General features: G+C 59.5%; 19 protein-coding genes and 1 pseudogene. 18 read left to right on the forward strand and 2 right to left on the reverse strand.

What is annotated here, in order from left to right; translation table 11 throughout:
* On the forward strand, positions 1 to 1,263 hold the full coding sequence (locus NE851_RS08210; protein ID WP_254956521.1) for a glycerate kinase type-2 family protein: 1,263 nt from the start codon (positions 1 to 3) through the stop codon (positions 1,261 to 1,263).
* A 59-nt stretch (positions 1,264 to 1,322) separates the two neighbouring features.
* Here the strand turns inward: NE851_RS08210 and NE851_RS08215 are convergent, their stop codons facing one another.
* Positions 1,323 to 2,342: an aldo/keto reductase gene (locus NE851_RS08215; RefSeq protein WP_254956522.1), complete on the reverse strand. Its 1,020-nt coding sequence runs from the start codon at positions 2,340 to 2,342 to the stop codon at positions 1,323 to 1,325.
* 85 nt (positions 2,343 to 2,427) lie between these two features.
* Between NE851_RS08215 and NE851_RS08220 the strand changes: the two genes are divergently transcribed.
* The 16 genes and pseudogenes from NE851_RS08220 to NE851_RS35460 form a co-directional block, all read left to right on the forward strand.
* Positions 2,428 to 4,080, forward strand: a complete 1,653-nt coding sequence (locus NE851_RS08220) for a GMC family oxidoreductase (protein WP_254956523.1) — start codon at positions 2,428 to 2,430, stop codon at positions 4,078 to 4,080.
* A gap of 241 nt (positions 4,081 to 4,321) precedes the next feature.
* Positions 4,322 to 4,831, forward strand: a complete 510-nt coding sequence (locus NE851_RS08225; protein WP_254956524.1) for a VOC family protein — start codon at positions 4,322 to 4,324, stop codon at positions 4,829 to 4,831.
* Positions 4,832 to 4,954: 123 nt separating this feature from the next.
* The gene (locus NE851_RS08230; RefSeq protein WP_254956998.1) at positions 4,955 to 6,337 is read left to right on the forward strand and encodes an extracellular solute-binding protein; all 1,383 of its coding nucleotides are present in this window, start codon (positions 4,955 to 4,957) and stop codon (positions 6,335 to 6,337) included.
* A gap of 60 nt (positions 6,338 to 6,397) precedes the next feature.
* Positions 6,398 to 7,285, forward strand: a complete 888-nt coding sequence (locus tag NE851_RS08235; protein ID WP_254956526.1) for a carbohydrate ABC transporter permease — start codon at positions 6,398 to 6,400, stop codon at positions 7,283 to 7,285.
* A gap of 17 nt (positions 7,286 to 7,302) precedes the next feature.
* Positions 7,303 to 8,127, forward strand: a complete 825-nt coding sequence (locus NE851_RS08240) for a carbohydrate ABC transporter permease (protein ID WP_254956528.1) — start codon at positions 7,303 to 7,305, stop codon at positions 8,125 to 8,127.
* Between the two features lie 20 nt (positions 8,128 to 8,147).
* Positions 8,148 to 9,254 carry an ABC transporter ATP-binding protein gene (locus NE851_RS08245; RefSeq protein WP_254956530.1) on the forward strand — a complete coding sequence of 369 codons (1,107 nt, stop codon included), beginning with the start codon at positions 8,148 to 8,150 and terminating at the stop codon, positions 9,252 to 9,254.
* Complete coding sequence (locus tag NE851_RS08250; protein WP_254956532.1) at positions 9,247 to 10,236, forward strand: zinc-dependent alcohol dehydrogenase; 990 nt, start codon at positions 9,247 to 9,249, stop codon at positions 10,234 to 10,236. Before NE851_RS08245 ends, NE851_RS08250 begins: the two co-directional genes overlap by 8 nt.
* Positions 10,237 to 10,333: 97 nt before the next feature.
* Positions 10,334 to 11,476: an acyl-CoA dehydrogenase family protein gene (locus NE851_RS08255; RefSeq protein ID WP_254956534.1), complete on the forward strand. Its 1,143-nt coding sequence runs from the start codon at positions 10,334 to 10,336 to the stop codon at positions 11,474 to 11,476.
* Positions 11,476 to 12,252 (forward strand): 3-ketoacyl-ACP reductase, encoded by a 777-nt coding sequence (locus NE851_RS08260; protein ID WP_254956536.1) that lies wholly within the window; start codon positions 11,476 to 11,478, stop codon positions 12,250 to 12,252. Before NE851_RS08255 ends, NE851_RS08260 begins: the two co-directional genes overlap by 1 nt.
* Positions 12,253 to 12,263: 11 nt before the next feature.
* A complete protein-coding gene (locus tag NE851_RS08265; protein ID WP_254956538.1) occupies positions 12,264 to 13,424 on the forward strand; it encodes a dihydrodipicolinate synthase family protein in 1,161 nt (386 codons plus the stop codon).
* Positions 13,417 to 14,277 carry a sugar phosphate isomerase/epimerase family protein gene (locus NE851_RS08270; protein WP_254956540.1) on the forward strand — a complete coding sequence of 287 codons (861 nt, stop codon included), beginning with the start codon at positions 13,417 to 13,419 and terminating at the stop codon, positions 14,275 to 14,277. Before NE851_RS08265 ends, NE851_RS08270 begins: the two co-directional genes overlap by 8 nt.
* Before the next feature lie 15 nt (positions 14,278 to 14,292).
* On the forward strand, positions 14,293 to 15,042 hold the full coding sequence (locus tag NE851_RS08275; RefSeq protein ID WP_254956542.1) for an electron transfer flavoprotein subunit beta/FixA family protein: 750 nt from the start codon (positions 14,293 to 14,295) through the stop codon (positions 15,040 to 15,042).
* Between the two features lie 23 nt (positions 15,043 to 15,065).
* Positions 15,066 to 15,995 (forward strand): electron transfer flavoprotein subunit alpha/FixB family protein, encoded by a 930-nt coding sequence (locus NE851_RS08280; RefSeq protein WP_254956544.1) that lies wholly within the window; start codon positions 15,066 to 15,068, stop codon positions 15,993 to 15,995.
* Positions 15,995 to 17,659, forward strand: a complete 1,665-nt coding sequence (locus NE851_RS08285; RefSeq protein ID WP_254956546.1) for an electron transfer flavoprotein-ubiquinone oxidoreductase — start codon at positions 15,995 to 15,997, stop codon at positions 17,657 to 17,659. The genes NE851_RS08280 and NE851_RS08285 overlap by 1 nt, the downstream gene beginning before the upstream one ends.
* A gap of 20 nt (positions 17,660 to 17,679) precedes the next feature.
* Entirely contained in the window at positions 17,680 to 18,312 is a 633-nt protein-coding gene (locus tag NE851_RS08290; protein WP_254956548.1) for a TetR/AcrR family transcriptional regulator, read from the forward strand.
* 242 nt (positions 18,313 to 18,554) lie between these two features.
* Positions 18,555 to 18,668 (forward strand): annotated as a pseudogene (locus tag NE851_RS35460) (type 2 isopentenyl-diphosphate Delta-isomerase); the annotation flags it as partial.
* 260 nt (positions 18,669 to 18,928) lie between these two features.
* Here NE851_RS35460 and NE851_RS08300 read toward each other — a convergent pair.
* Positions 18,929 to 19,639 (reverse strand): IclR family transcriptional regulator, encoded by a 711-nt coding sequence (locus tag NE851_RS08300; RefSeq protein WP_254956550.1) that lies wholly within the window; start codon positions 19,637 to 19,639, stop codon positions 18,929 to 18,931.
* Positions 19,640 to 19,910: 271 nt separating this feature from the next.
* Here NE851_RS08300 and NE851_RS08305 point away from each other — a divergent pair, with 271 nt between their 5' ends.
* Entirely contained in the window at positions 19,911 to 21,131 is a 1,221-nt protein-coding gene (locus tag NE851_RS08305) for a hypothetical protein (protein WP_254956552.1), read from the forward strand.

The following is a 21,131-nucleotide window of genomic DNA, read 5'->3' on the forward strand; positions in this document are numbered from 1 at the left end:
ATGCCTCCGGATCAACGTTTCTTTCTGACGTCCCTCTTCGATGCCGCAGTGGCAGCTGCCGATCCGGAGAAGGCCATACTCGATTTCCTTCCGCAAAAACCCAAGGGCAGGACGGTGGTCGTCGGAGCCGGGAAGGGCGCCGCCCAGCTTGCCAGCGCCTTTGAAAGAAATTGGGAAGCACCTCTCGAAGGCGTCGTGGTGACCCGCTACGGCTACGGGGCCTCTTGCGAACGGATCAAAGTTCTGGAGGCGTCGCACCCGCTCCCAGACGCCGCGGGGTTGGAAGCGTCGGAAGAAATCCTGCGGAGCGTGTCCGGCCTTTCAGAGGACGATCTTGTCGTTGCGCTCATGTGCGGCGGCGGATCCGCGCTCCTGCCCGCTCCGCCGAGTGGACTTACGCTCAACGACGAGATCGCGCTCAATCGGGCGCTTCTGGCATCAGGCGCGCCGATCGGCGCGATGAACTCGATACGAAAGCATATGTCTCGCATCAAGGGCGGGAGGCTGGCCTTTGCTGCGGGGCCTGCGAGGGTCGTCTCACTCGTGGTTTCGGACATCCCGGGCGACAACCCGGCGTTCGTAGCTTCGGGCCCGACCATTCCGGATGCATCCACGCAACAGGACGCTCTGGCCGCGATCAAGTGGCATCGCATCGAATTACCCGTTCGGATCATGAACTTCTTGCGCAGCGATGCCGCGAAGGCTCCGAGTCCAGACGACAACGCGTTTTCCAGAAATACAGTTCACGTCATCGCGTCGGCGAGACGATCGCTTGAAGCCGCTGCGCGCGTGGCCGATAGCCATGGAGTTCGCGCGGTCATCCTTTCCGACGCTATGGAAGGCGAGGCCAGGGAGGCTGGGAAATTCCACGCAGCGCTCGCCCGGGAGATCGCGACGCGAAACCGACCGTTCGAGCGGCCCGTGGTCCTGTTCTCGGGAGGAGAGACGACTGTCACGCTGTACGGGAACGGCAAGGGTGGCCGTAACACTGAATTCCTGTTGTCAGCCGCTCTGGCCCTCGACGGTCTCGACGGTGTCCACGCGATAGCCGCGGATACCGACGGAATCGACGGCAGCGAAGAGAACGCGGGGGCGTTCGCGGACGGAGCGACTGCCGGAAGGATTCGAGCGATGGGCGGGGATCCCGATATGCTGCTGGCGAACAATGATGCCTGGACGGCTTTCGCGATGATTGACGATCTCTTCTCTCCCGGACCAACGGGCACGAACGTCAACGATTTCCGGGCGATCCTCATAGTGTAGCGTGAATGGAAAAGGCCGGGAGCATTCCCGGCCTTCATCGTCTTCGAGCGGTCGTCAAGTCAAGAGGCCGAGACGGGGGCGTCTTCGCGGATGAGCCGCTGCCGCTTCAACTCCTTCCAGAAGTCTTCGGGGATGGAGTGGCCGAACCAGTCGAGGTTCTTTTGGAGCTGCTCAACAGTCCGGGTGCCAGCGATGAACGACGCAATGGCAGGATGGGAAACTACGAACTGCATTGCGGCTGCAGGCAGCGGCACGGCAAACTCCTTGCAGACCTTCTCGATACGGCTGACCTTACCGAGTATTTCCGGCGGCGCTGGGACGTAATTGTACTTCGCGCCTTCGACGGCCCCGGTCGCCAAAATGCCCGAATTGAAGCCGCCGCCGATGACTACCGCGGTGCCGCGCTCCTCGCAGAGAGGCAGGAATTTGTCGAGAGATTCCTGCTCGAGCAGCGTGTAGCGTCCCGCCAATAGGAAGCAGTCGAAGTCTCTCTGCTTCAGCGCTTCGTAGCAGACCTCCCATTCGTTCACGCCGACACCGATCGCCCCGACAACGCCTTCGTCCCGCAGCTTCGACAATGCTTTCCAGGTTCCGTCCATGGCGGCCTTGAACACTTCCGGCTGTTCGGCTCCCCGGGTGAAGACATCGATGTCGTGGATGAAGCAGATGTCGATTTTTTCGAGCGCGAGGCGCTGGAGCGAATCCTCGAACGAGCGCATTGCTCCATCGTAGCTATAGTCGAACACCATCGCGTTTGCGGCGGCATTGTTCCAAGGTGAGAAGTCTATATCGCCACGTCTCTTGGGTTTTAGAAGCCGTCCGACCTTGGTCGACAAGACGAATTCCTCACGGTTCTTCCAGCGCAACGAGTGGCCGCACCGAAGTTCCGACAGCCCGTGGCCGTACATCGGCGCCGTGTCGTAGTAGCGGACGCCGGCGTCCCACGCGAGCTGCGCCATCCCGTCCGAGGTCTCCTCGTCGATCGGCCGCGAGAAATTCCCGATCGGTGCCGCGCCAAACGCGAGTGCGGTGACTTCGAGGTTTGTTCTGCCGAACTTTGTCCTTGTCGATGGATTCATAAGCTCCCTCCCTTGCTAATGCACCATGTAGTTAGTTACATTACAGATCTGATGACGGGTGACAAGACCTTTGGGAGGGGTGTTCTTGCAAACCTACGACTACATAATCACCGGAGCTGGGCCTGCAGGATGCGTGCTCGCGAGCCGATTAACCGAAAATCCCGCGGTAAGGGTGCTTCTTGTCGAGGCCGGGGCGCGCGATTCCCATCCCTTTTTCCGGATGCCCGCGGGCTTTGCGAAAATGACGAAAGGCATAGCGAGCTGGGGCTGGTCGACGGTTCCGCAGAGACATATGAGCGACCGCGTTGTCTGGTACACGCAGGCAAAGGTGATCGGCGGCGGATCCACTATCAACGCGCAGATCTATACGCGCGGCAACGCGCTCGACTATGACGCATGGGAGACAGAGGCAGGGTGCGAGGGGTGGAGCTATCGCGAGGTGCTGCCCTACTTCAGACGCGCCGAAGGCAACGAGCGCTTCCATGACGACTACCATGGAAGCGAAGGGCCACTCGGCGTCTCGATGCCGAGGGCGGCTCTGCCAATTTGCGACGCCTTCCTCAGGGCGGCGCAGCAGTGCGGGCTACCTTACAATCACGACTTCAACCGACGACCCCAGGAAGGAGTCGGATTCTATCAGCTGACGCAGAAGAACGTCGCACGCTCCTCTGCGGCGACGGCGTTTCTCCGCCCGGCGATGACGCGCCCTAACCTGACGGTGCTGACGGCCTCCGAAGTGTCCCGGATCCTCGTCGAGAGAGGCCGGGCCGTGGGCGTGGAGATCGTCGGACGATCGGGCGGTGAGAGAACATCGGCCTATGCGGAGCGCGAGGTGCTTGTGACGTCCGGCGGAATTGGATCCCCAAGGCTTCTGCTGCTTTCCGGTATCGGGCCTGCCGATCATCTTCGTTCCGTAGGCGTCGAGGTTTTACACGATCTCAGGGGTGTCGGCGAGAATCTCCAGGACCACCTGGACCTGAGCGTGATCAGCGAGTGCTCGGGCGACTACAGCTACGACAGGGTCCAGCGCATCGATCGCACGATCGTGGCGGGCATCCAGTACCTGCTGTTCAAGACCGGTCCAGTAGCTTCGTCGCTCTTCGAGACCGGAGGTTTCTGGTACGCGGATCGCTCTGCTAGGTCGCCGGATATCCAGTTCCACTTCGGACAGGGGTCCGGGATTGAAAAGGGAATCTCCAAGCTCGACAATCCGGGTGTTACGCTGAACTCCGCGTTCATGAGACCGCGTTCGCGTGGAACTGTTCGTCTCGTCAGCGCGGACCTGCGCGCCGCACCGCTGATAGACCCAAATTACTGGTCAGATCCCTACGACCGGGAGATGTCGCTTCGGGGCCTCGAGATGGCGCGCGAAATCATGAACGCTCCGGCTTTGAAGCCTTTCCTGTTGCGCGAGGCGCTCCCGGGTCCTTCGGTCACAGACGACCACGGGGTCTTCAACTTCGCGTGCAGTGTCGCCAAGACCGACCATCACCCTGTCGGTGCCTGCAAGATGGGCAATGACGCGATGGCCGTGGTTTCTCCGGAGCTGAAGGTTCACGGGATCGATGGACTGCGCGTATGCGACTCGTCCGTGATGCCGCTCATCAATTCATCGAAAACCAATGCGCCGACGATCATGATCGGTGAGAAGGCGTCCGATCTCGTTCGCGGCCTGCCCTCTCTCCCGCCGTCAGTCTTCGAGCATGAACGAAACGAACGGGCGCAAATGGCAAAATAGCCTTTCCGGACCGAATTCGATGGATTCTACTGGGCGTCGCGGCAGCGGACGCCTGACGGTTCCGTGTGCCTATTGTGTGACGACTAAGCGCTTGAAATTTAACTATATTGTTTACATTTGTCGATCTCCGCGGGTTGACACATTCGGAAGATCAGCACTATGTAATGCACTAACTAGATACATACTACAGTTCGCGAAAAGACCGATTGATTTCGACGTCTTGCGTCGGCAGGGAGGAATTATGAAAGTCTATGGAGTGGAGCACTTCGGTTTCACCGTGCCAAACCTCGACGAGGCAGTCGGATTCTTCGAAACGGTGTTCGGCGCAGTGATCGCCCTGGAAACGGGCAAGGTCGATGCAGACGACGAACACATGAAGCGTCGACTGGGGGTTCCTGGTCATTGCAGGATCGAAAACATCAAGGTGCTCCGTGTTGGCAACGGCAGCAATCTCGAGCTCTTCGAGTATTCCGGAGATGACGACGAAGGCGTGCTGAAGCGCAACAGCCAGCCCGGTGGATTCCATGTGGCGTTCCAGGTGGACGATGCGAAGGCGGCGGCTGACAGGCTGCGCTCGAAGGGCGTCGACGTCCTCGATGGGCCCACCTTCGTCGAGAGCGGTCCGATGGCTGGACTGACTTGGCTCTATCTGCGTGCCCCGTGGGGGCAGTTCCTTGAGATTGTCAGCATGAACGGACCACTGGGTTACGCCAAGGACGGCGGCCCCAGGCTCTGGTCGCCGCTGGACTAAGCAGGTCCGCGGCGACGGCGAAATAGCCGGGCCGCTGAATAGGGCCGTACTGGCCCGAGAGTTCATTTTCAACCGGATGTGAGGAGGCATTCAATGAGTGGATGGAGAAGACATGTATTGGGTATGGTGCTCGCGCTGAGCACGGCCACCGGCGCGATCGCCCAGGACAAGCCGTTCAGCGGAATAACGCTGAAGATGCTTGGTATCGGCGACACGTCGGTGACGCGGCTTGCAAAGATCACCGGCGAGTTCGAGGAGATGACTGGAGCGAAGGTGCAGATCGATATGCTTCCGTATCCGGGGCTCATCGACAAGATTACCATTGAAACCAGCTCCGACAATCCGACCTATCAGTTGCTCTGGGTTGACAGCCCTTGGATCGGCGTCCTCGGCGAAGCGGGTTCTCTGCAGGATCTGACGGATTTCGCCAAGCGCGACGCCAAGGAGATTGGCCTCGACGACATCATCCCGGTCCAGCTTCAGGAGAACAGCTGGCAGGGCCGTCTGCTTGCATTCCCGGCTTCAGGGATGATCTGGCACGTGAACTACCGCCAGGATCTCTTCGAGAATGAAGACGAGAAGACCGCGTTCAAGGCAAAGTACAATTACGATCTCGCTCCGCCAAAGACGTTCGAGCAATACCATGACATCGCGGAGTTCTTCACGCGCAAGAAGGGCGACAAGCTTGCAGGGAAGGTGCTTGCTTCCGACTTCTACGGAACCGCGCAGTCCTACAGCCGCGTCCAGGGCGCAATCACGCATGACTACTTTCCGATCATGCGAGCCTTTGGCGGCGATTACTGGGACCCTAAGACCGGCCTATGCGCGATGACTGGCGAGCCGCACGTCAAGGCGGCCGAATTCATGAAGTCGCTCGTCCCATTCAATCCGCCGGACTACCTGGGTCTGATGTGGGACATCCAGTCTGGATATATGGAGCGCGGCGAGACAGCTATCGCAGGCTACTGGAGTGTTCGCACGGTTCGCCTGACAAATCCTGCGGAAGCGAAACTGCCCACCATCGGCAAGGCTGGCTTCTCCGCGAGCCCGACCGTCGATGGAAAGGCTGAACCGACCTACACAGGTTCGCTCTCCTTCGCGATCAACTCAAAGATCCCCGACAAGGAGAAGGAGGCAGCTTGGGCCTTCATCAAGTGGGGAACCAGCGAAAAAATCATGCGCCGTCTTGCCGACGAGGGTTGGGGCATCAGCCAGTTCCGCAAGTCAATTCTCTCTGACCCTGCGCTGCAGGTGAAGTATCCCTACTACAAGGTGCTTCTCGACACGCAGAACAATGCGCGCAGGCGCATCTTCCATCCCTTCTACGCGAACGTGGAAGAGAATTTTGGCGTCGAACTGAGTAAGTACATGGCTGGTGAAACCCAGACAGCCGAGGAGGCGTTGAAGACCGCCTGCGACGCCGTCAACGAGCAGCTCGAATCCATTCCGCTGGAAACGCGTCTGCGGTGGATCAACGACGAACCCGTCGCAGTCCTCGCGAAGTGATTGCTCCTGCCGGTCCGTCGAATGGACGGACCGGCATCAACCAACCGACCGGAAAATCCGATGACCTACGTTCGAAGCCGCAATCGCCGGCTCGCAGGCATATTTCTGCTGCCCACGGCGGCCGTCCTGTTCCTGACGACGATCTATCCAATGCTGTATGCGCTCTGGCTGAGCCTCCGCAACTACGATCTGGCCAAGCCCTTCATCCCCCGAATTTTCGTCGGGCTGAAGAACCATCGCGAGGTCCTGACTTCGGACGCGTTCCTTCATTCGCTCGTCGTAACGTTCAAGCTCATGGCGGTGACCCTGAGCGTCCAGTTCGTCCTCGGCGTCGGAATGGCGATCCTTGTCACCCAGCGGCTGCCGGGCATGGCCTTCATACGCACGCTGCTGCTGATCCCGATGATGATCTCCCCGGTGATCGTCGGCCTCGTATGGCTGTTCCTCTACTTTCCGGAGCTTGGCTACCTGAACTACTTCCTCTCCATGGTTGGCCTCAATCCGATACCGTGGATCACGAGTACGCAATGGGCGCTGACGGCAATCGCGATCGCCGACATCTGGCAATGGACGCCCTTCATCATGATGGGAACCGCCGCGGCGCTTCAGAGCCTTTCGCCGGAGCCCTACGAAGCGGCCCGCATTGACGGGAACTCCACCATCGACGTGTTTCTCCACGTCACGCTTCCCCAGCTGAAACCCGTGCTCATCAGCCTGATGTTCCTACGTGCGATCGACGCCTTCAAGATCTATGACATCATCTTCGTCCTGACCAAGGGCGGCCCGGCAGACGCCACGGAGACCATCGCTCTCTACATCTACAGGCAGAGCTTCACCTTCTGGCGCATGGGCGTCGGTGCGGCTGCCTCCTTCGTCTCACTCATCGTCATATCCGTGCTGATCACCTTGTTCTTCCGCTCGATGCAGAAGAGCGCGGCAAGCCGATAGAACCGGAGTCTCTCAAAATGACGAAGCTCTCCCTCCGCCAGTCCGTGGTGACCTATCTCCTGATCGGCATCCTGCTGGTGATCTTCATGATCCCGATCTACCTCATCGTGGCATCCTCATTGAAGCCTGCCGCCGACATGTTCTCGAGGCCACCGGCGATCTTCTTCACGCCCACGCTGCAGCACTACGTGGACCTTTTCACCTTGAGGCCGTTCCACCGCAACTTGATAAACAGCCTGATCGTGACGCTTGGTTCGACGGCCTTCAGCGTCTTCTTCGGCACTCTCGGCGCGTACGCCCTTTCGAGAATTCGACATCACCGGATCGCGGACGTCGCCTTCTGGATCCTATCTATGCGCATGTTTCCGCCGATCGCGGTGGTGGTGCCCTATTACATCATCTTCAAGGCGCTCGGTCTGCTCGACACCCCGCTGGCGTTGATCATCGTCTATTCCACGGCGAACGTCCCCCTGACCGTTTGGCTCATGAAGGGGTTCTTCGACGAGATTCCGGAAGCGCTCGAAGAGGCGGCACAGGTAGATGGCTACGGTGTGGCCGAGATCTTCTGGCGCATCACGCTGCCGCTGGCCGCACCCGGCCTCGCCGTGAGCGCGGTCTTCTGCTTCATCTTCTCGTGGAATGAGTTCCTGTTCGCTTTGATGCTGACTGGATCCAACACCCAGACCGCTACGGTCGCGGTGATGTCGTTCTGGAGCAGCGACGCCGTCCAGTGGGGACGCATCATGGCTGGCTCCTTCATTATTCTCATTCCAGGCGTCGTCTTTGTTCTCACCTGCCAACGCTGGCTGGTGAAGGGACTGACTCTCGGATCCGTCAAGTAAGCAGGCAGGGGAGGAACACCATGGCATCCGTAAGCATCTCCAACGTCGTCAAGTCCTATGGGTCTCTCACTGTCGTCCACGGAGTCGATCTCGACATAGAAGATGGCGAGTTCGTCGTTCTTCTCGGCCCTTCCGGCTGTGGAAAGACCACGACGCTGCGAATGGTCGCCGGGCTGGAGGATATCTCCGGCGGTGCCATCAGCATCGGCGGACATATCGTCAGCGACAAGCCGCCGAAGGACCGCAAGATCGCGATGGTCTTCCAGAACTACGCGCTCTACCCGCACATGACCGTCCGACAGAACATGGAGTTCGCGCTTCGTCCGCAGAAACTGCCCAAGCCCGAGGCCGAAGCGAAGATAGCGAAGATCTCCGGGATGCTCGGCCTCGATCCGCTTCTTGCTCGCCGCCCAGCGCAGTTGTCTGGCGGACAGAGGCAGCGCGTTGCGATGGGCCGTGCAATGGTACGGACGCCGGAGGTGTTCCTGTTCGACGAGCCGCTTTCGAACCTCGACGCGAAGCTCAGGACGCAGGTGCGGATGGAGATCGCCAAGCTTCACAAGCAGCTGGGCACTACTGTGATCTACGTCACCCACGATCAGGTCGAAGCGATGACGCTCGCAGATAAGATCGTTATCATGCGGGACGGACGCATCGAGCAGATCGGCAAGCCCGAAGAAGTCTTCCTGCGGCCGCGCAACCTATTTGTCGCGACCTTCATTGGCAGTCCGTCAATGAATCTCTTCAAAATGACAGCAAAGGTCGCTCCGGGCGGGTCGGCGATCGCATGCCAGGATTTCTCTGTCCCGCTTCCCGCGAGGTTCGAAGGTCTCGTCCGGGAGGGGCAGGCGGTTACCCTCGGTGTGCGACCAAGCGACATCCGGCTGGTTGCTACCGGTGAGCAGCCGCTGATCAATGCGAAGGTCGAGGTGGTCGAATATCTCGGCGTCGAGGCGCTGATCGACTTGCGATGTGGACGTCAGGAATTCATCGCACAGATCCCGGCTGGCATGAGGCCTGCCGTCGACAGCTCGATCGGATTGACCTTCGAATTTTCCGGCCTGCATCTCTTCGACACCGAGACGGGCAACTCCCTCCATGCGAACCAGGAGCATGCCAATGGCTAAGGGCATCGTGTTTTCAGCGAAGAACAAGGCAGAGCTGGAGCATGTCGAACTGCCGCCGCTCGGCGCGACCGAAATCAGGGGGCGTACACTCGCAACGCTTGTGAGCCCCGGAACCGAGTTCGCGTGGCTTTCGGGGGATTCCTTCCCTCTCCGGCCTGGCTACGCGGCGGTCTTCGAGGCAGAGGAAGTCGGCGCGGAGGTGGTCGGCATATCCCCCGGCAAACGCCTGTTTTGCATGGGCCCGCATAGGAGTGAGCAGCAGATCGATCAAAAATACGTGCTGAACGTTCCCGACAATCTTCAGAGCAGCGCCGCTGTGCTGGCGCGTCTTGCGGGCGTTTCCATGACCACGTTGATGACGACCAGGGCCAGGCCCGGCGATGTCGTAGTCATAACCGGAGCCGGTCCCGTTGGCCTGCTTGCCGCACAGCTATTCCGGCTCGCGGGATACGACGTGTCGGTGGTGGATCCCGATCCTGTCCGTCGCGGTCAGGTCAGCTCGGTAGGGATCGAGCACATCTACGCGTCGATGCCTCTCGACGATCAGCGTCTGGCAGGGAACGCCGCTCTCGTCGTTGACTGCTCCGGTCACGAGGGCGCCGTCCTCGACGGCTGCCGAATAGCGCGGCCGCATGGCGAAGTTGTGTTGGTAGGGGTGCCATGGCGGCGCCTCACCGAACTTCATGCCCACGATGTACTCCATGCGGTGTTCAACAATTTTGTCCACCTTCGAAGCGGATGGGAGTGGGAGGTCCCGATCCTTTCGCGGAACTTCAAATGGGAGGAACTGCTCGAAGGCTACAACAACCAGTCCCAGAGCATATTCTCCGGATTTGCGAAGATCCTGCAGTGGATGGCCGACGGTCGTATCGTTACCAACGGCCTTGTCCGGACCGCTTCCCCTGATGATCCGGGGGCTGTCTACGCGGACTTGAAGGCTCGCAAATTCGACGAGCCGTTCGTCGTATTCGCCTGGCAGTAGGATTAGAAATTCACAGTCGGCGTCTGTCAAACTATTGACGATAGTTGCTTTCTCTGTTACCGCGTAACTAACCAGTTACATAGTTAAGGTTATGAAAATGCTGCTCACCGAGATCCATGAACAGGTTCGCGAGACCGCTCGCCAGTTCGCCGACGATGTTATCCGACCGGTCGCCCACAAGCTGGACGAGGAGGAGAGGTTCCCTGCGGAGATTTACGAACAGATGGGCCAACTGGGTCTGTTTGGAATCGGCGTGCCGGAAGAAATGGGTGGTCCCGGATTTGACACGCTGGCGTATTCGGTCGTCATGGAAGAGCTTTCCCGAGGATATGCTTCCATCGCTGACCAGTGTGGCCTGGTGGAGCTCATCACGACCTTGCTTGTCCGTCACGGCACGAAAGAGCAGCGCGAGTGGCTGCTTGCCGACGTCATGGCGATGCGGACGAAGGTCGCTTACTGCCTGACAGAGCCGGAAGCGGGAAGCGATCTGTCGGGCCTGCGAACGTCTGCGGAGCGCGATGGTACCGGCTGGAAGCTGAACGGCGGGAAGATCTGGATCCACAATGCTCCGGTCGCGGATATCGGCTTCGTTCTCGCCCGCACGGATAAGAACGCCGGACATCGCGGCATGAGCATTTTCATCGTCGACCTGAAACAGAAGGGCATTGAGCGGGGGCCCAAGGAACACAAGATGGGGCAGCGTGCGAGTCAGGTGGGCGCGCTTACGTTCGACAACGTATCGCTTCCGGCCGACGCTCTGCTCGGCGAGGAAGGCCGCGGCTTTCACATGATGATGAGCGTTCTCGACAAGGGCCGTGTCGGCATCGGATCCCTCGCAGTGGGTATCGGGCAGGCAGGCCTCGAGGCGGCGCTCGATTACGCCGTGCAGCGCAAACAGTTCAACTCCGCCATCGCCGAGTTCCAGGGCGTTCAGTGGCTTCTCGCCGACATAGCCAAAGACGTCGAAGCCGCACGTCTCCTGGTCCGCAGCGCGGCGAGCAAGATCGATCGCGGCGAGGACGCCACCAAAGCCTGCTCAATAGCGAAATGCTTTGCGGGTGACATGGCGGTGGCGAGGACGGCCGACGCCGTGCAGATCTTCGGGGGCAGCGGGTACATCCGCGGGTTCGAAGTTGAACGCCTGTATCGCGACGCGAAGATCACCCAGATCTACGAAGGTACGAACCAGATCCAGCGCATGATCATCGCACGCCAGCTTATCAAGAACGGCGCGCAGTGATGGACGGCTCCGGGCAGGTCGCGCTCGTCACGGGAGCGGGCAGAGGGATTGGACTGGCGATCGCCAAGTCGCTCGGTGGGGCTGGATTTTCCGTAGCCCTCAACGATCTGGGGCGCGACGGCGGACTTGAGGAAGCCGTCGACGCGCTCCGGGGCGAGGGTGTCCGAGCCGTTGCCGTGTCGGGCGACGTCTCGGATCTGAAGGGCCACGCGGATTTGCTGCGCTCGGCCGAGGATACTCTTGGACCTCTCACGACACTCGTGAACAACGCGGGCGTCGGAGTGTTGTCGCGGGGCGATCTCCTTGAGGCCACGGAGGAAAGCTACGACCGATGCATGGCCGTGAACACCAAAGCCCACTTCTTCCTGACGCAGTGCTTCGCGAAGCGTGTCATTGGTGGCGGGCGGCTGCCCAGACTCTTCTATTCGATCGTGAACGTGACATCCTCGAACGCCGTCGCCGTGTCCGTCAACAGGGGCGAGTACTGCGCTTCCAAGGCCGCGGCGGCGATGATTTCAAAGGTCTTTGCCGCGAGGCTCGGTCGGGAAGGAATAGCTGTCTTCGACGTGCAGCCGGGCCTCATTGAGACCGAGATGACGGCAGCGGTGAAGGATACTTATCAGCGTCGCGCGGAGGAGGGCCTTACACTGTTCCCACGTCTCGGCCAACCTGACGACATCGGCACGATCGTGCGTTCACTCGTCACGGGGGCACTGCCATACATGACGGGCCAAGTCCTGTCGGCGGACGCCGGCATGCTCGTCCCAAGATTTTGAAAGGTTCGTCAATGCGCATCGCCATACCAAGCGAATTCGGTCGCACAGAGACTTACGATCTCGTCGCCAAGCCTTTGCCAGAAGGCGACTTCCCGCGCTCATTCAATCGTCGCGTCTTCTCCGCAGCGCACGTGGTTGCAGATCCTTTCGCCGATGCGAATCCGGGCAGCGCGGCTGCGGTGGATTGGGACGCCACGCTCGCGTTCCGTCGGCACCTGCACGGCCTTGGCCTCGGCATCGCTGAGGCGATGGATACAGCGCAGCGAGGAATGGGGCTCGACTGGAAGGGTGCGCTTGAACTCGTGCGCCGGACGAAGGCTGAACTGCCTGACGCCCTAGTCTTCAGCGGCGCCGGAACCGATCATCTGGATCCTAAGGATACGTGTTCGCTCGACGACGTTGATCGCGCCTATGCAAGCCAGCTCGAGGCAGTGCAGGGGACCGGCAGTGATGTCATTCTCATGGCCAGCCGCGCTCTTTCCGCCGTCGCCAAGTCTCCAGAGGACTATGTTTCGGTGTATGGTAAGGCCTTGGCGCTCTGCGACCGTCCAGTCATTCTCCACTGGCTGGGAGACATGTTCGACCCCGCGCTTGCCGGATACTGGGGCGGACGAGACTTCGAAACGGCGATGCAGACTTGCCTTGAGATCATCTCCGAGAATGAGAGCAAGGTCGACGGCATCAAGATCTCACTTCTGGACAAGGAGAAGGAGATCCGCATGCGACGACGTCTGCCGTCGGGCGTGAAAATGTACACTGGCGACGACTTCAATTATCCCGAACTTATAGCGGGCGACGACGTCGGCTTTTCGCACGCCTTGCTGGGCATCTTTGATCCACTTGCAGGTGCGGCGGCTTTTGCGATGTCCCGCCTGGCAAGTGGCGACACGGAAGGGTTCCATCGGGTTCTCGATCCAACCGTTCCGCTTGCCCGGACGATTTTCCGTAGTCCGACGCAGTACTACAAAACCGGTGTCGTGTTCCTCGCGTGGCTCAACGGCTTTCAGGATCACTTCGTTATGTTGAACGGTCACCAATCGATGAGACCGCTCCCTTACTTCTCGGAGGTCTTCCGCCTCGCCGACCAGTGCGGCGTTCTTCGGGATCCCGAACTTGCTGTGGATCGCTTCAAGCGCCTTCTTGCCGTCTACGGGGTCGACGGCAGTGCGTGACTTCACCAAAGACCACTCGGCGCTCGCCCTCAACACAGCGACGTTGGGTCACAATGTCGACGGGTTCGGGGCAGGATGGTCGGCCGAGCAGGTGATCGAGGGATGCGCGGCGCGGGGATACGGCGGTGTCGTATTCTGGCGCAGAGAGATCGGTGCGAATGCCGCCGCAATCGGCCAACGGGCAAAGTCCGCTGGTTTGAAGATTGCCGGATTGTGCCGATCACCATTTCTCGTCGGCCCCCTGTCACCCAGGGGCAGGCAAGCGGTTCTCGACGAGTTCCGGTCGTCGATTGACATGGCTGCGGCGCTGACCGCGCCCGTCCTCACGATCGTCGTGGGAGGGGTCGAGCCCGGGACGAAGGGGATGTCGGAAAGCCTGAAGATCGTTGCCGACCGGGTGTCCGTAGCGTGCGAATATGCCGCGCGGGCAGGAGTGAAGCTCGCGCTGGAGCCTCTGAATCCCGTCTACGGCGGCGACCGCTCATGCCTCGTTACAGTCCGTGACGCTGTCGATCTTTGCGACACGATCGGAGCGGACAACCTCGGGATCGCAGTCGACGTCTATCACGTCTGGTGGGATACGGGCCTGCCAGCGCAGCTAAGCCGTGCTGGAGCCCAAAGGATCTACGGCTTTCACCTCTGCGACTGGCTTGCCGACACGAAGGACGTCCTTCTCGACCGTGGTATGATGGGCGACGGAGTCTCAGACATTCGCGGCATCAGAAAGGCTGTCGAGAACTCGGGCTACGACGGCGTCTGCGAAGTCGAAATCTTTTCTAAAAACAATTGGTGGAAACGAGACCCTAACGAGGTACTCGATGTACTTGTCGAACGCTTCCGCAGCGTCTGCTAGTTCAGGAGCATGCTCATGAAGATACTCGTCCCAGTCAAACGGGTTGTCGACTACAACGTGAAGATCCGGGTGAAGCCGGATGGCACGGGTGTCGAGCTTGCCAATGTGAAGATGTCGATGAACCCGTTCGACGAGATCTCGGTGGAAGAGGCGCTGCGGCTGAAGGAAGCCGGCAAGGCCGAGGAGGTTGTCGTGGTGTCGATCGGTCCTGCCAAGGCCGAGGAGACGCTGAGGACGGCACTCGCCATGGGCGCCGACCGGGCGATCCTGGTCGAGACCGACGATGCGGTCGAGCCGCTGGCGGTCGCCAAGATCCTCAAGGCTGTCGCCGATGCCGAACAGCCCGGCCTTGTTATCGTCGGCAAGCAGGCGATCGACGACGATTCGAACCAGACCGGCCAGATGCTGGCGGCCCTGCTTGGCATGCCCCAAGCGACCTTCGCCTCGAAGATCGAGATCGGCGATGGCAAGGCGACCGTCACCCGCGAAGTCGATGGCGGCCTGCAGACGATCGAGATCAAGCTGCCGGCAGTGGTCACCTCGGACCTGCGCCTGAACGAACCGCGTTATGCCTCGCTGCCGAATATCATGAAGGCGAAGAAGAAGCCGCTCGCCAAGAAGTCTCCTGCCGACTTTGGCGTCTCCACAGCGCCGCGCCTCAAGGTGTTGAAGACCGAGGAGCCGTCCGGCCGCAAGGCCGGCGTCAAGGTCAAGTCGGTCGCCGAGCTGGTCGACAAGCTCAAGAACGAAGCCGGCGTGCTTTAAGCCAGAACCAGGGAGCCCTCATCATGACCATTCTTCTTCTGGCTGACCACGACAATGCAAGCCTTTCCGACCAGACCGCCAAGGCGCTGACGGCCGCGTCCAAGATCGGCGGCGACGTGCATGTGCTGGTCGCCGGCAAGGGCGCCAAGCCTGCTGCCGATGCGGCTGCCAAGCTTGCCGGCGTCTCCAAGGTGCGGCTGGCCGAAAGCGATGCGCTGGCCAACAATCTGGCCGAACCGCTGGCCGATCTGATCGTCTCGCTCTCCGCCAGCTACGACACGATCCTGTCTGCCGCCACCTCGGTCGGCAAGAATGTTCTGCCGCGTGTCGCCGCTCTTCTCGACGTTGCCCAGGTCTCCGAGATCATCGAGGTGATCTCGTCCGACACCTTCAAGCGGCCGATCTATGCCGGCAACGCCATCCAGACGGTACAGGCAACCGATGCCAAGAAAGTGATCACCGTGCGCACCGCTTCCTTCGCCTCTGCACCGGAGGGTGGTTCGGCCACCGTCGAAGCGATCCCGGCGGTTTCCGATCCGGAACTGTCGACCTTCGTCAAGGACGCGTTGTCGGCCTCCGACCGTCCGGAACTGACATCCGCCAAGATCATCATCTCCGGCGGCCGGGCACTCGGCTCGGCGGAAAAGTTCAGGGAGGTCATCCTGCCGCTTGCCGACAAGCTCGGCGCTGCCGTCGGCGCATCCCGTGCCGCCGTCGATGCCGGTTATGCGCCGAACGACTGGCAGGTCGGCCAGACCGGCAAGGTAGTGGCGCCGCAGCTCTATATCGCTTGCGGCATTTCAGGCGCCATCCAGCATCTGGCCGGCATGAAGGATTCGAAGGTTATCGTCGCCATCAACAAGGACGAGGAGGCGCCGATCTTCCAGGTCGCCGACTACGGACTGGTCGCCGATCTCTTCGACGCCCTGCCGGAATTGCAAAAGTTGGTTTGATGACCGAGACGACTGAGCTGCCCGAACGCGAGAGCATGGAATTCGACGTTGTGATCGTCGGCGCCGGTCCTGCCGGTCTTGCGGCGGCGATCCGGCTGAAGCAGGTCAATCCGGAACTCTCGGTCGTCGTGCTGGAGAAGGGCGCTGAAGTCGGCGCGCATATCCTCTCGGGCGCCGTGGTCGATCCGATCGGCATCGACCGGCTGCTGCCCGGCTGGCGCGATGAGGCCGATCATCCGTTCAAGACCAAGGTCACCGCCGACCACTTCCTGCTGCTCGGCCCGGCCGGCTCCGTTCGCCTGCCGAATGTGCTGATGCCGCCGCTGATGAACAATCATGGCAACTACATCGTCTCGCTCGGGCTCGTCTGTCGTTGGCTGGCGACCAAGGCCGAAGAACTCGGCGTCGAGATCTATCCGGGTTTTGCCGCAACCGAGGTGCTCTACAATGACGAGGGTGCCGTCATCGGTGTCGCCACCGGCGACATGGGCATCGAGAAGAACGGCGAGCCCGGCCCGAACTATACCCGCGGCATGGAACTGCTCGGCAAATATGTGCTGATCGGCGAGGGGGTGCGTGGCTCGCTCGCCAAACAGCTGATTGCCAAGTTTGATCTGCAGAAAGACCGTGAACCGCAAAAGTTCGGCATCGGCATCAAGGAGCTCTGGCAGGTCAAGCCGGAGAACCACAGGCCGGGCCTGGTGCAGCACTCCTTCGGCTGGCCGCTTGGCATGAAGACCGGCGGCGGCTCCTTCCTCTATCACCTGGAAGACAATCTGGTGGCCGTCGGCTTCGTCGTCCACCTCAATTACAAGAACCCCTATCTCTATCCCTTCGAGGAATTCCAGCGCTTCAAGACGCATCCGGCGATCCGCACCACCTTCGAGGGCGGCAAGCGACTGTCCTATGGGGCGCGTGCCATCACCGAGGGCGGCTACCAGTCGGTGCCGAAGCTTTCCTTCCCCGGCGGGGCGCTGATCGGCTGTTCGGCCGGTCTCGTCAACGTGCCGCGCATCAAGGGCAGCCACAATGCGGTGCTGTCGGGCATGCTGGCCGCCGAGAAGATTGCCGCGGCGATTGTATCCGGCCGCAGCCATGACGACGTGATCGAGATCGAGAACGAATGGCGCAAGGGCGATATCGGCCGCGACCTCAAGCGGGTGCGCAACGTCAAGCCGCTGTGGTCGAAGTTCGGCACCGCGCTCGGCGTAGCGCTCGGCGGCTTCGACATGTGGACCAACACGCTGTTCGGCTTTTCCGTCTTCGGCACGCTGAAACATGGCAAGACGGATGCTGAGAGCCTGGAGCCGGCGTCGCAGCACAAGCCGATCGCCTATCCGAAGCCCGATGGCGTCTTGACCTTCGACCGGCTGTCCTCGGTGTTCCTGTCGAACACCAATCACGAGGAAGACCAGCCGGTGCACCTGCAGGTCAAGGACATGAACCTGCAGAAGTCGTCCGAGCATGACATCTATGCCGGCCCCTCGACGCGTTACTGTCCGGCCGGCGTCTACGAATGGGTGGAGAAGGACGGCAAGGACGTCTTCGTCATCAACGCCCAGAACTGCGTGCACTGCAAGACCTGCGACATCAAGGATCCCAACCAGAACATCAACTGGGTGCCGCCGCAGGGCGGCGAGGGGCCGGTCTATCCGAATATGTGAGGGGGCGGGAGCCTATACATGTGAATGATGATTTAACCGGTGTGCGGAGAGACCCGGAACGGACAAGGGACGCCATCCTGCAGGCCGCCATGGGAGAGATTGTCGCTCACGGCCTTGGAGGTGCGCGGATCGACAAGATTGCCGAACGCTCGGGTTCGAACAAGCGAATGATCTATCATTATTTTGGCGACAAGGAAGGTTTGTACGTCGAGGTGCTGGATCATGCTCTCGACAAGATGCGAGTAGCGGAAGGAGCTCTTCAGTTGGACGATTGTTCTCCCGTTGAGGGCGTGGAGGTCATCGTTCATTTCGTCTGGTGTTACTTCCTCCAAAACCCGGAGATCATTAGTCTGCTCGAAACCGAAAACCTGCAAAGGGCAAGGTACCTTCGTGCATCGACGAACGGGCGTCTGGTAAATCATCAGCTCGTCGGGAAGCTGAGCACTCTAATCGAGCGTGGCAGGAGCGAGGCCGGGTTTCCGGCTGATGTCAGTTCGCTATTTATCTTTCTGACAATTTTCTCGCTGTGTTTCTTCTATCTGTCCAATCGATACACGCTCTCGACGATCTTCAACAAAGACCTCGAGGACGCTGGCACGCTCGCGCATTGGGAGGACCATATTGTGCATGTCGTACTTCAATCGCTTTGCTGAGTTTCACGTAGCGTCAGGAATCGTTTCAGAGCCCACGGCTCTGGCCGCGGACTGATCACCACTACGGCCGATCGAAATTCATGGGATCCAGATCATGATTGCAGCGAGATGGATAGATCCTGGGAAGCGAATAGTTCCACCCTCTTAGCGGGTGTTAAAAACGTCGAAAGTGTTTCGCGCGATTGAAGCACCTTTCGATGCGATTGCGATGTTTGTTGTTGATGGGATCATGCGGGATGATGATCTTGGGTGCTGTGGCCTTCTCCACCAAGGCGGCTGTCGCGCATTTTGACCGTTATCCCCCAGTTACGTGCTTCTGCACCGGCTCGGCTAATCTGGCGGCATTGCGTCGCGCGCTTGTTGCTCTAGGCCCATTTGGCCGCCGTGTGATGCTGCGGATGGTCGAAGATCGTCGACGGTCGGATGGCTATCGTGTCGGCGACGCAAGTGCCTGGTCTGAACACGCGCCAGATGCGCCGGCTGCTGGGGCGGATCAGCACGGTGACGAGGCGTCGATCCGGCACAAGGCGATCGATCGGCCGTCGAACAATGACATACAATTTAGATAAGGAACCAGTCGAGAAACTTGACTGCAATAAAGGTCCGTGATTGCCCGCTAATCATCGTTATAGGATCGCTCAACTTCCTTCATCATCATCACTGCATAGGACTGCAATTTCTCATGTGATAGGCGCGATGAAGGACCGCTGAGACCTATGGCGGCCTGTACTTCTCCCCCCTGCCTCCACGGTACGGCAACACAATTCAAACCCGGGTGGAGCATTTCCATCGCTATAGAAAAGCCGACATTTGCCACTCTTGTCACTTGGTTCTGAACTTCATCGGAAATCGAATTGCCAGGATCGGCCGTTAGACGCTCGGATAACCCAGGCACGTAAGCCAGAAAGATTTGACCGATAGCCGAACGGCCGACCGGTTCACGCTCACCAATGGGCCGTATGCTCCGCAGCATCTGCGTTGATTCAATTGAATCAAGATAAAAAACTTCGTTTCCGCACAACACAGAGAGATAAACCGTTTCCTTCGATTTTTCTGCAATCCGTTCAAGTGTCGGTCTTAGACGCCGCTTCAATGCATCATCGTCACCGGCTGTTCGTGCGATGTTCAAAATACGCTCGCCTAGGTGATATTGTTTTGTCGAAATACCCTTTTTTACGTAGCCCAGGGAATGCAGTGTTTTAAGGATGTTGTGCGTCGTCGTTTTGCCGAGATTGGCTTTCGCAGAAATATGCGTGAGTTTGGCGGATCCGCCTTCTCGCGCGATGATTTCGAGGATCAAAAGAGCTCTTTTGATAGACTGAATCACGCCTTTGATGCTCCTTCATGCCACATTAATAAGTCGGAGGAATCCGCCGCAGAACAACCATAAACCGTCCGGGCTAGGGCACTGTTTTTACCAGGCGGGGATTGCAGCGAAAGTCAATGACCAATCGAGTCGCAATCGAAAAGTCCAACAATGTTGGACATCTCGATTTGCAGGGCTGACCACACGAAGTTCGATTGGACTGTTTCCCCATCTCACATCATGAATGATGTCGCTGGCGTTCCGGCAAAGGTTACTGCGGAGGAAGACACTCATGAAAATGTTCACGCCGAATGGCGGCCAACTGGAAGATCATAAATCTGTAGATGAAAGCCGCCTTTCGCGGCGCAAACTTCTGCTGGGTGGCGGAGGAATCGCAGGAGGTTTGATGCTGGCGCGACGAGCGGGTGCAGCGCCAGACCCGGCACGTGAGACCATAAACGATGATTCGAGCAGACGCCCGCCACGGCTTCTCATTGCCGATCTTCGCGGCCCCCAAGGTCCGGATATGCGAAGGGGGCCTGGTGCCAACCCCGCGGCACCGCAATCCATCGTGGTGCAACCAGGGTCGGGCGAGAATGTTGCCACGCCTTATCCCTTTAACGGCAAACACTTGAGCGGCTTTCTCGTCAGCAACCTTTATCGTTTCGACACAGAGACGCTCTTTTCTGGGCGTGATATCAGCAGCATCATTTTGACCAACCTCGGTTCGCAGCCCGTCTTTGTATCGGCAGACGCGGATGACGATCAGTCGCCAGCCGCGGCTTCTCCTCTCAAGCATACTGTACAGCCGCTGCAAAGCGCAATCGTCCGTTCGGGTGTCCACATCTCAACCGCGAATGCATCAGCCGACGGTCTTGTGTCACTTGTTCACGTCCGCCAGCCAAAAAATCACACGTCCGACGTTTTCGCTGAGGCGGATTCCTGGACGCGTTACCCGTACCCAGAGGGATTTCCGTCCCTTCCGCTCTGGATTTCAAGTCAATTGCAGCTCGATCACGTCGTCAAGATCGATCCTTGGAAAATGGCAGGCCAGCCATCTCCTCCTGGCAGTGAACCTCTCGGTTACAACGTTTACGCCAATCTTTGGTGGTTGCCGGCCGGGTCCGATGCAGGCGTCCACGACGTTCATCACCACAATTTTTTGGAGATCCACACACAGCTCGTCGGGTTTGGTCGCATGCAAAAATTCAGGGACCTAAAAACTGCGCAGCAGGCAGTGAACATCGAGCCCGCAAACGTGGCATTGAGCGACTATTCTTTTCCCTTCGATGCATCGGCGTCTTTCGCGGGTCTTTATGAGGAGCATCGGCTTGCTCCTGGTGCGACACATGCACCGATGCCTATCGTCACAACTTACAACGCCTGGGATGGGCATTCCGATGTCGCGCGTTCAGCGAGCGCCCAAAATCCGTGCTTCTACTACCCGCCCCATCAATATTATTCCGATACAGATTGCATTTGGATCGCCTTCGAGTTCCACCGTGCTTCCTAA

Origin of the sequence: Rhizobium anhuiense bv. trifolii (assembly GCF_024346605.1) — a bacterium.
Classification (GTDB): Bacteria; Pseudomonadota; Alphaproteobacteria; order Rhizobiales; family Rhizobiaceae; genus Rhizobium; species Rhizobium anhuiense.

What these genes read in the sequence shown, in the direction of transcription:
- NE851_RS08210 (WP_254956521.1), top strand. Translation starts at nt 1, where the DNA reads ATGCCTCCGGATCAACGTTTCTTTCTGACGTCCCTCTTCGATGCCGCA.
- NE851_RS08215 (WP_254956522.1), bottom strand. Translation starts at nt 2,342, where the DNA reads ATGAATCCATCGACAAGGACAAAGTTCGGCAGAACAAACCTCGAAGTC.
- NE851_RS08225 (WP_254956524.1), top strand. Translation starts at nt 4,322, where the DNA reads ATGAAAGTCTATGGAGTGGAGCACTTCGGTTTCACCGTGCCAAACCTC.
- NE851_RS08230 (WP_254956998.1), top strand. Translation starts at nt 4,955, where the DNA reads ATGGTGCTCGCGCTGAGCACGGCCACCGGCGCGATCGCCCAGGACAAG.
- NE851_RS08235 (WP_254956526.1), top strand. Translation starts at nt 6,398, where the DNA reads ATGACCTACGTTCGAAGCCGCAATCGCCGGCTCGCAGGCATATTTCTG.
- NE851_RS08240 (WP_254956528.1), top strand. Translation starts at nt 7,303, where the DNA reads ATGACGAAGCTCTCCCTCCGCCAGTCCGTGGTGACCTATCTCCTGATC.
- NE851_RS08245 (WP_254956530.1), top strand. Translation starts at nt 8,148, where the DNA reads ATGGCATCCGTAAGCATCTCCAACGTCGTCAAGTCCTATGGGTCTCTC.
- NE851_RS08250 (WP_254956532.1), top strand. Translation starts at nt 9,247, where the DNA reads ATGGCTAAGGGCATCGTGTTTTCAGCGAAGAACAAGGCAGAGCTGGAG.
- NE851_RS08255 (WP_254956534.1), top strand. Translation starts at nt 10,334, where the DNA reads ATGCTGCTCACCGAGATCCATGAACAGGTTCGCGAGACCGCTCGCCAG.
- NE851_RS08260 (WP_254956536.1), top strand. Translation starts at nt 11,476, where the DNA reads ATGGACGGCTCCGGGCAGGTCGCGCTCGTCACGGGAGCGGGCAGAGGG.
- NE851_RS08265 (WP_254956538.1), top strand. Translation starts at nt 12,264, where the DNA reads ATGCGCATCGCCATACCAAGCGAATTCGGTCGCACAGAGACTTACGAT.
- NE851_RS08275 (WP_254956542.1), top strand. Translation starts at nt 14,293, where the DNA reads ATGAAGATACTCGTCCCAGTCAAACGGGTTGTCGACTACAACGTGAAG.
- NE851_RS08280 (WP_254956544.1), top strand. Translation starts at nt 15,066, where the DNA reads ATGACCATTCTTCTTCTGGCTGACCACGACAATGCAAGCCTTTCCGAC.
- NE851_RS08285 (WP_254956546.1), top strand. Translation starts at nt 15,995, where the DNA reads ATGACCGAGACGACTGAGCTGCCCGAACGCGAGAGCATGGAATTCGAC.
- NE851_RS08305 (WP_254956552.1), top strand. Translation starts at nt 19,911, where the DNA reads ATGAAAATGTTCACGCCGAATGGCGGCCAACTGGAAGATCATAAATCT.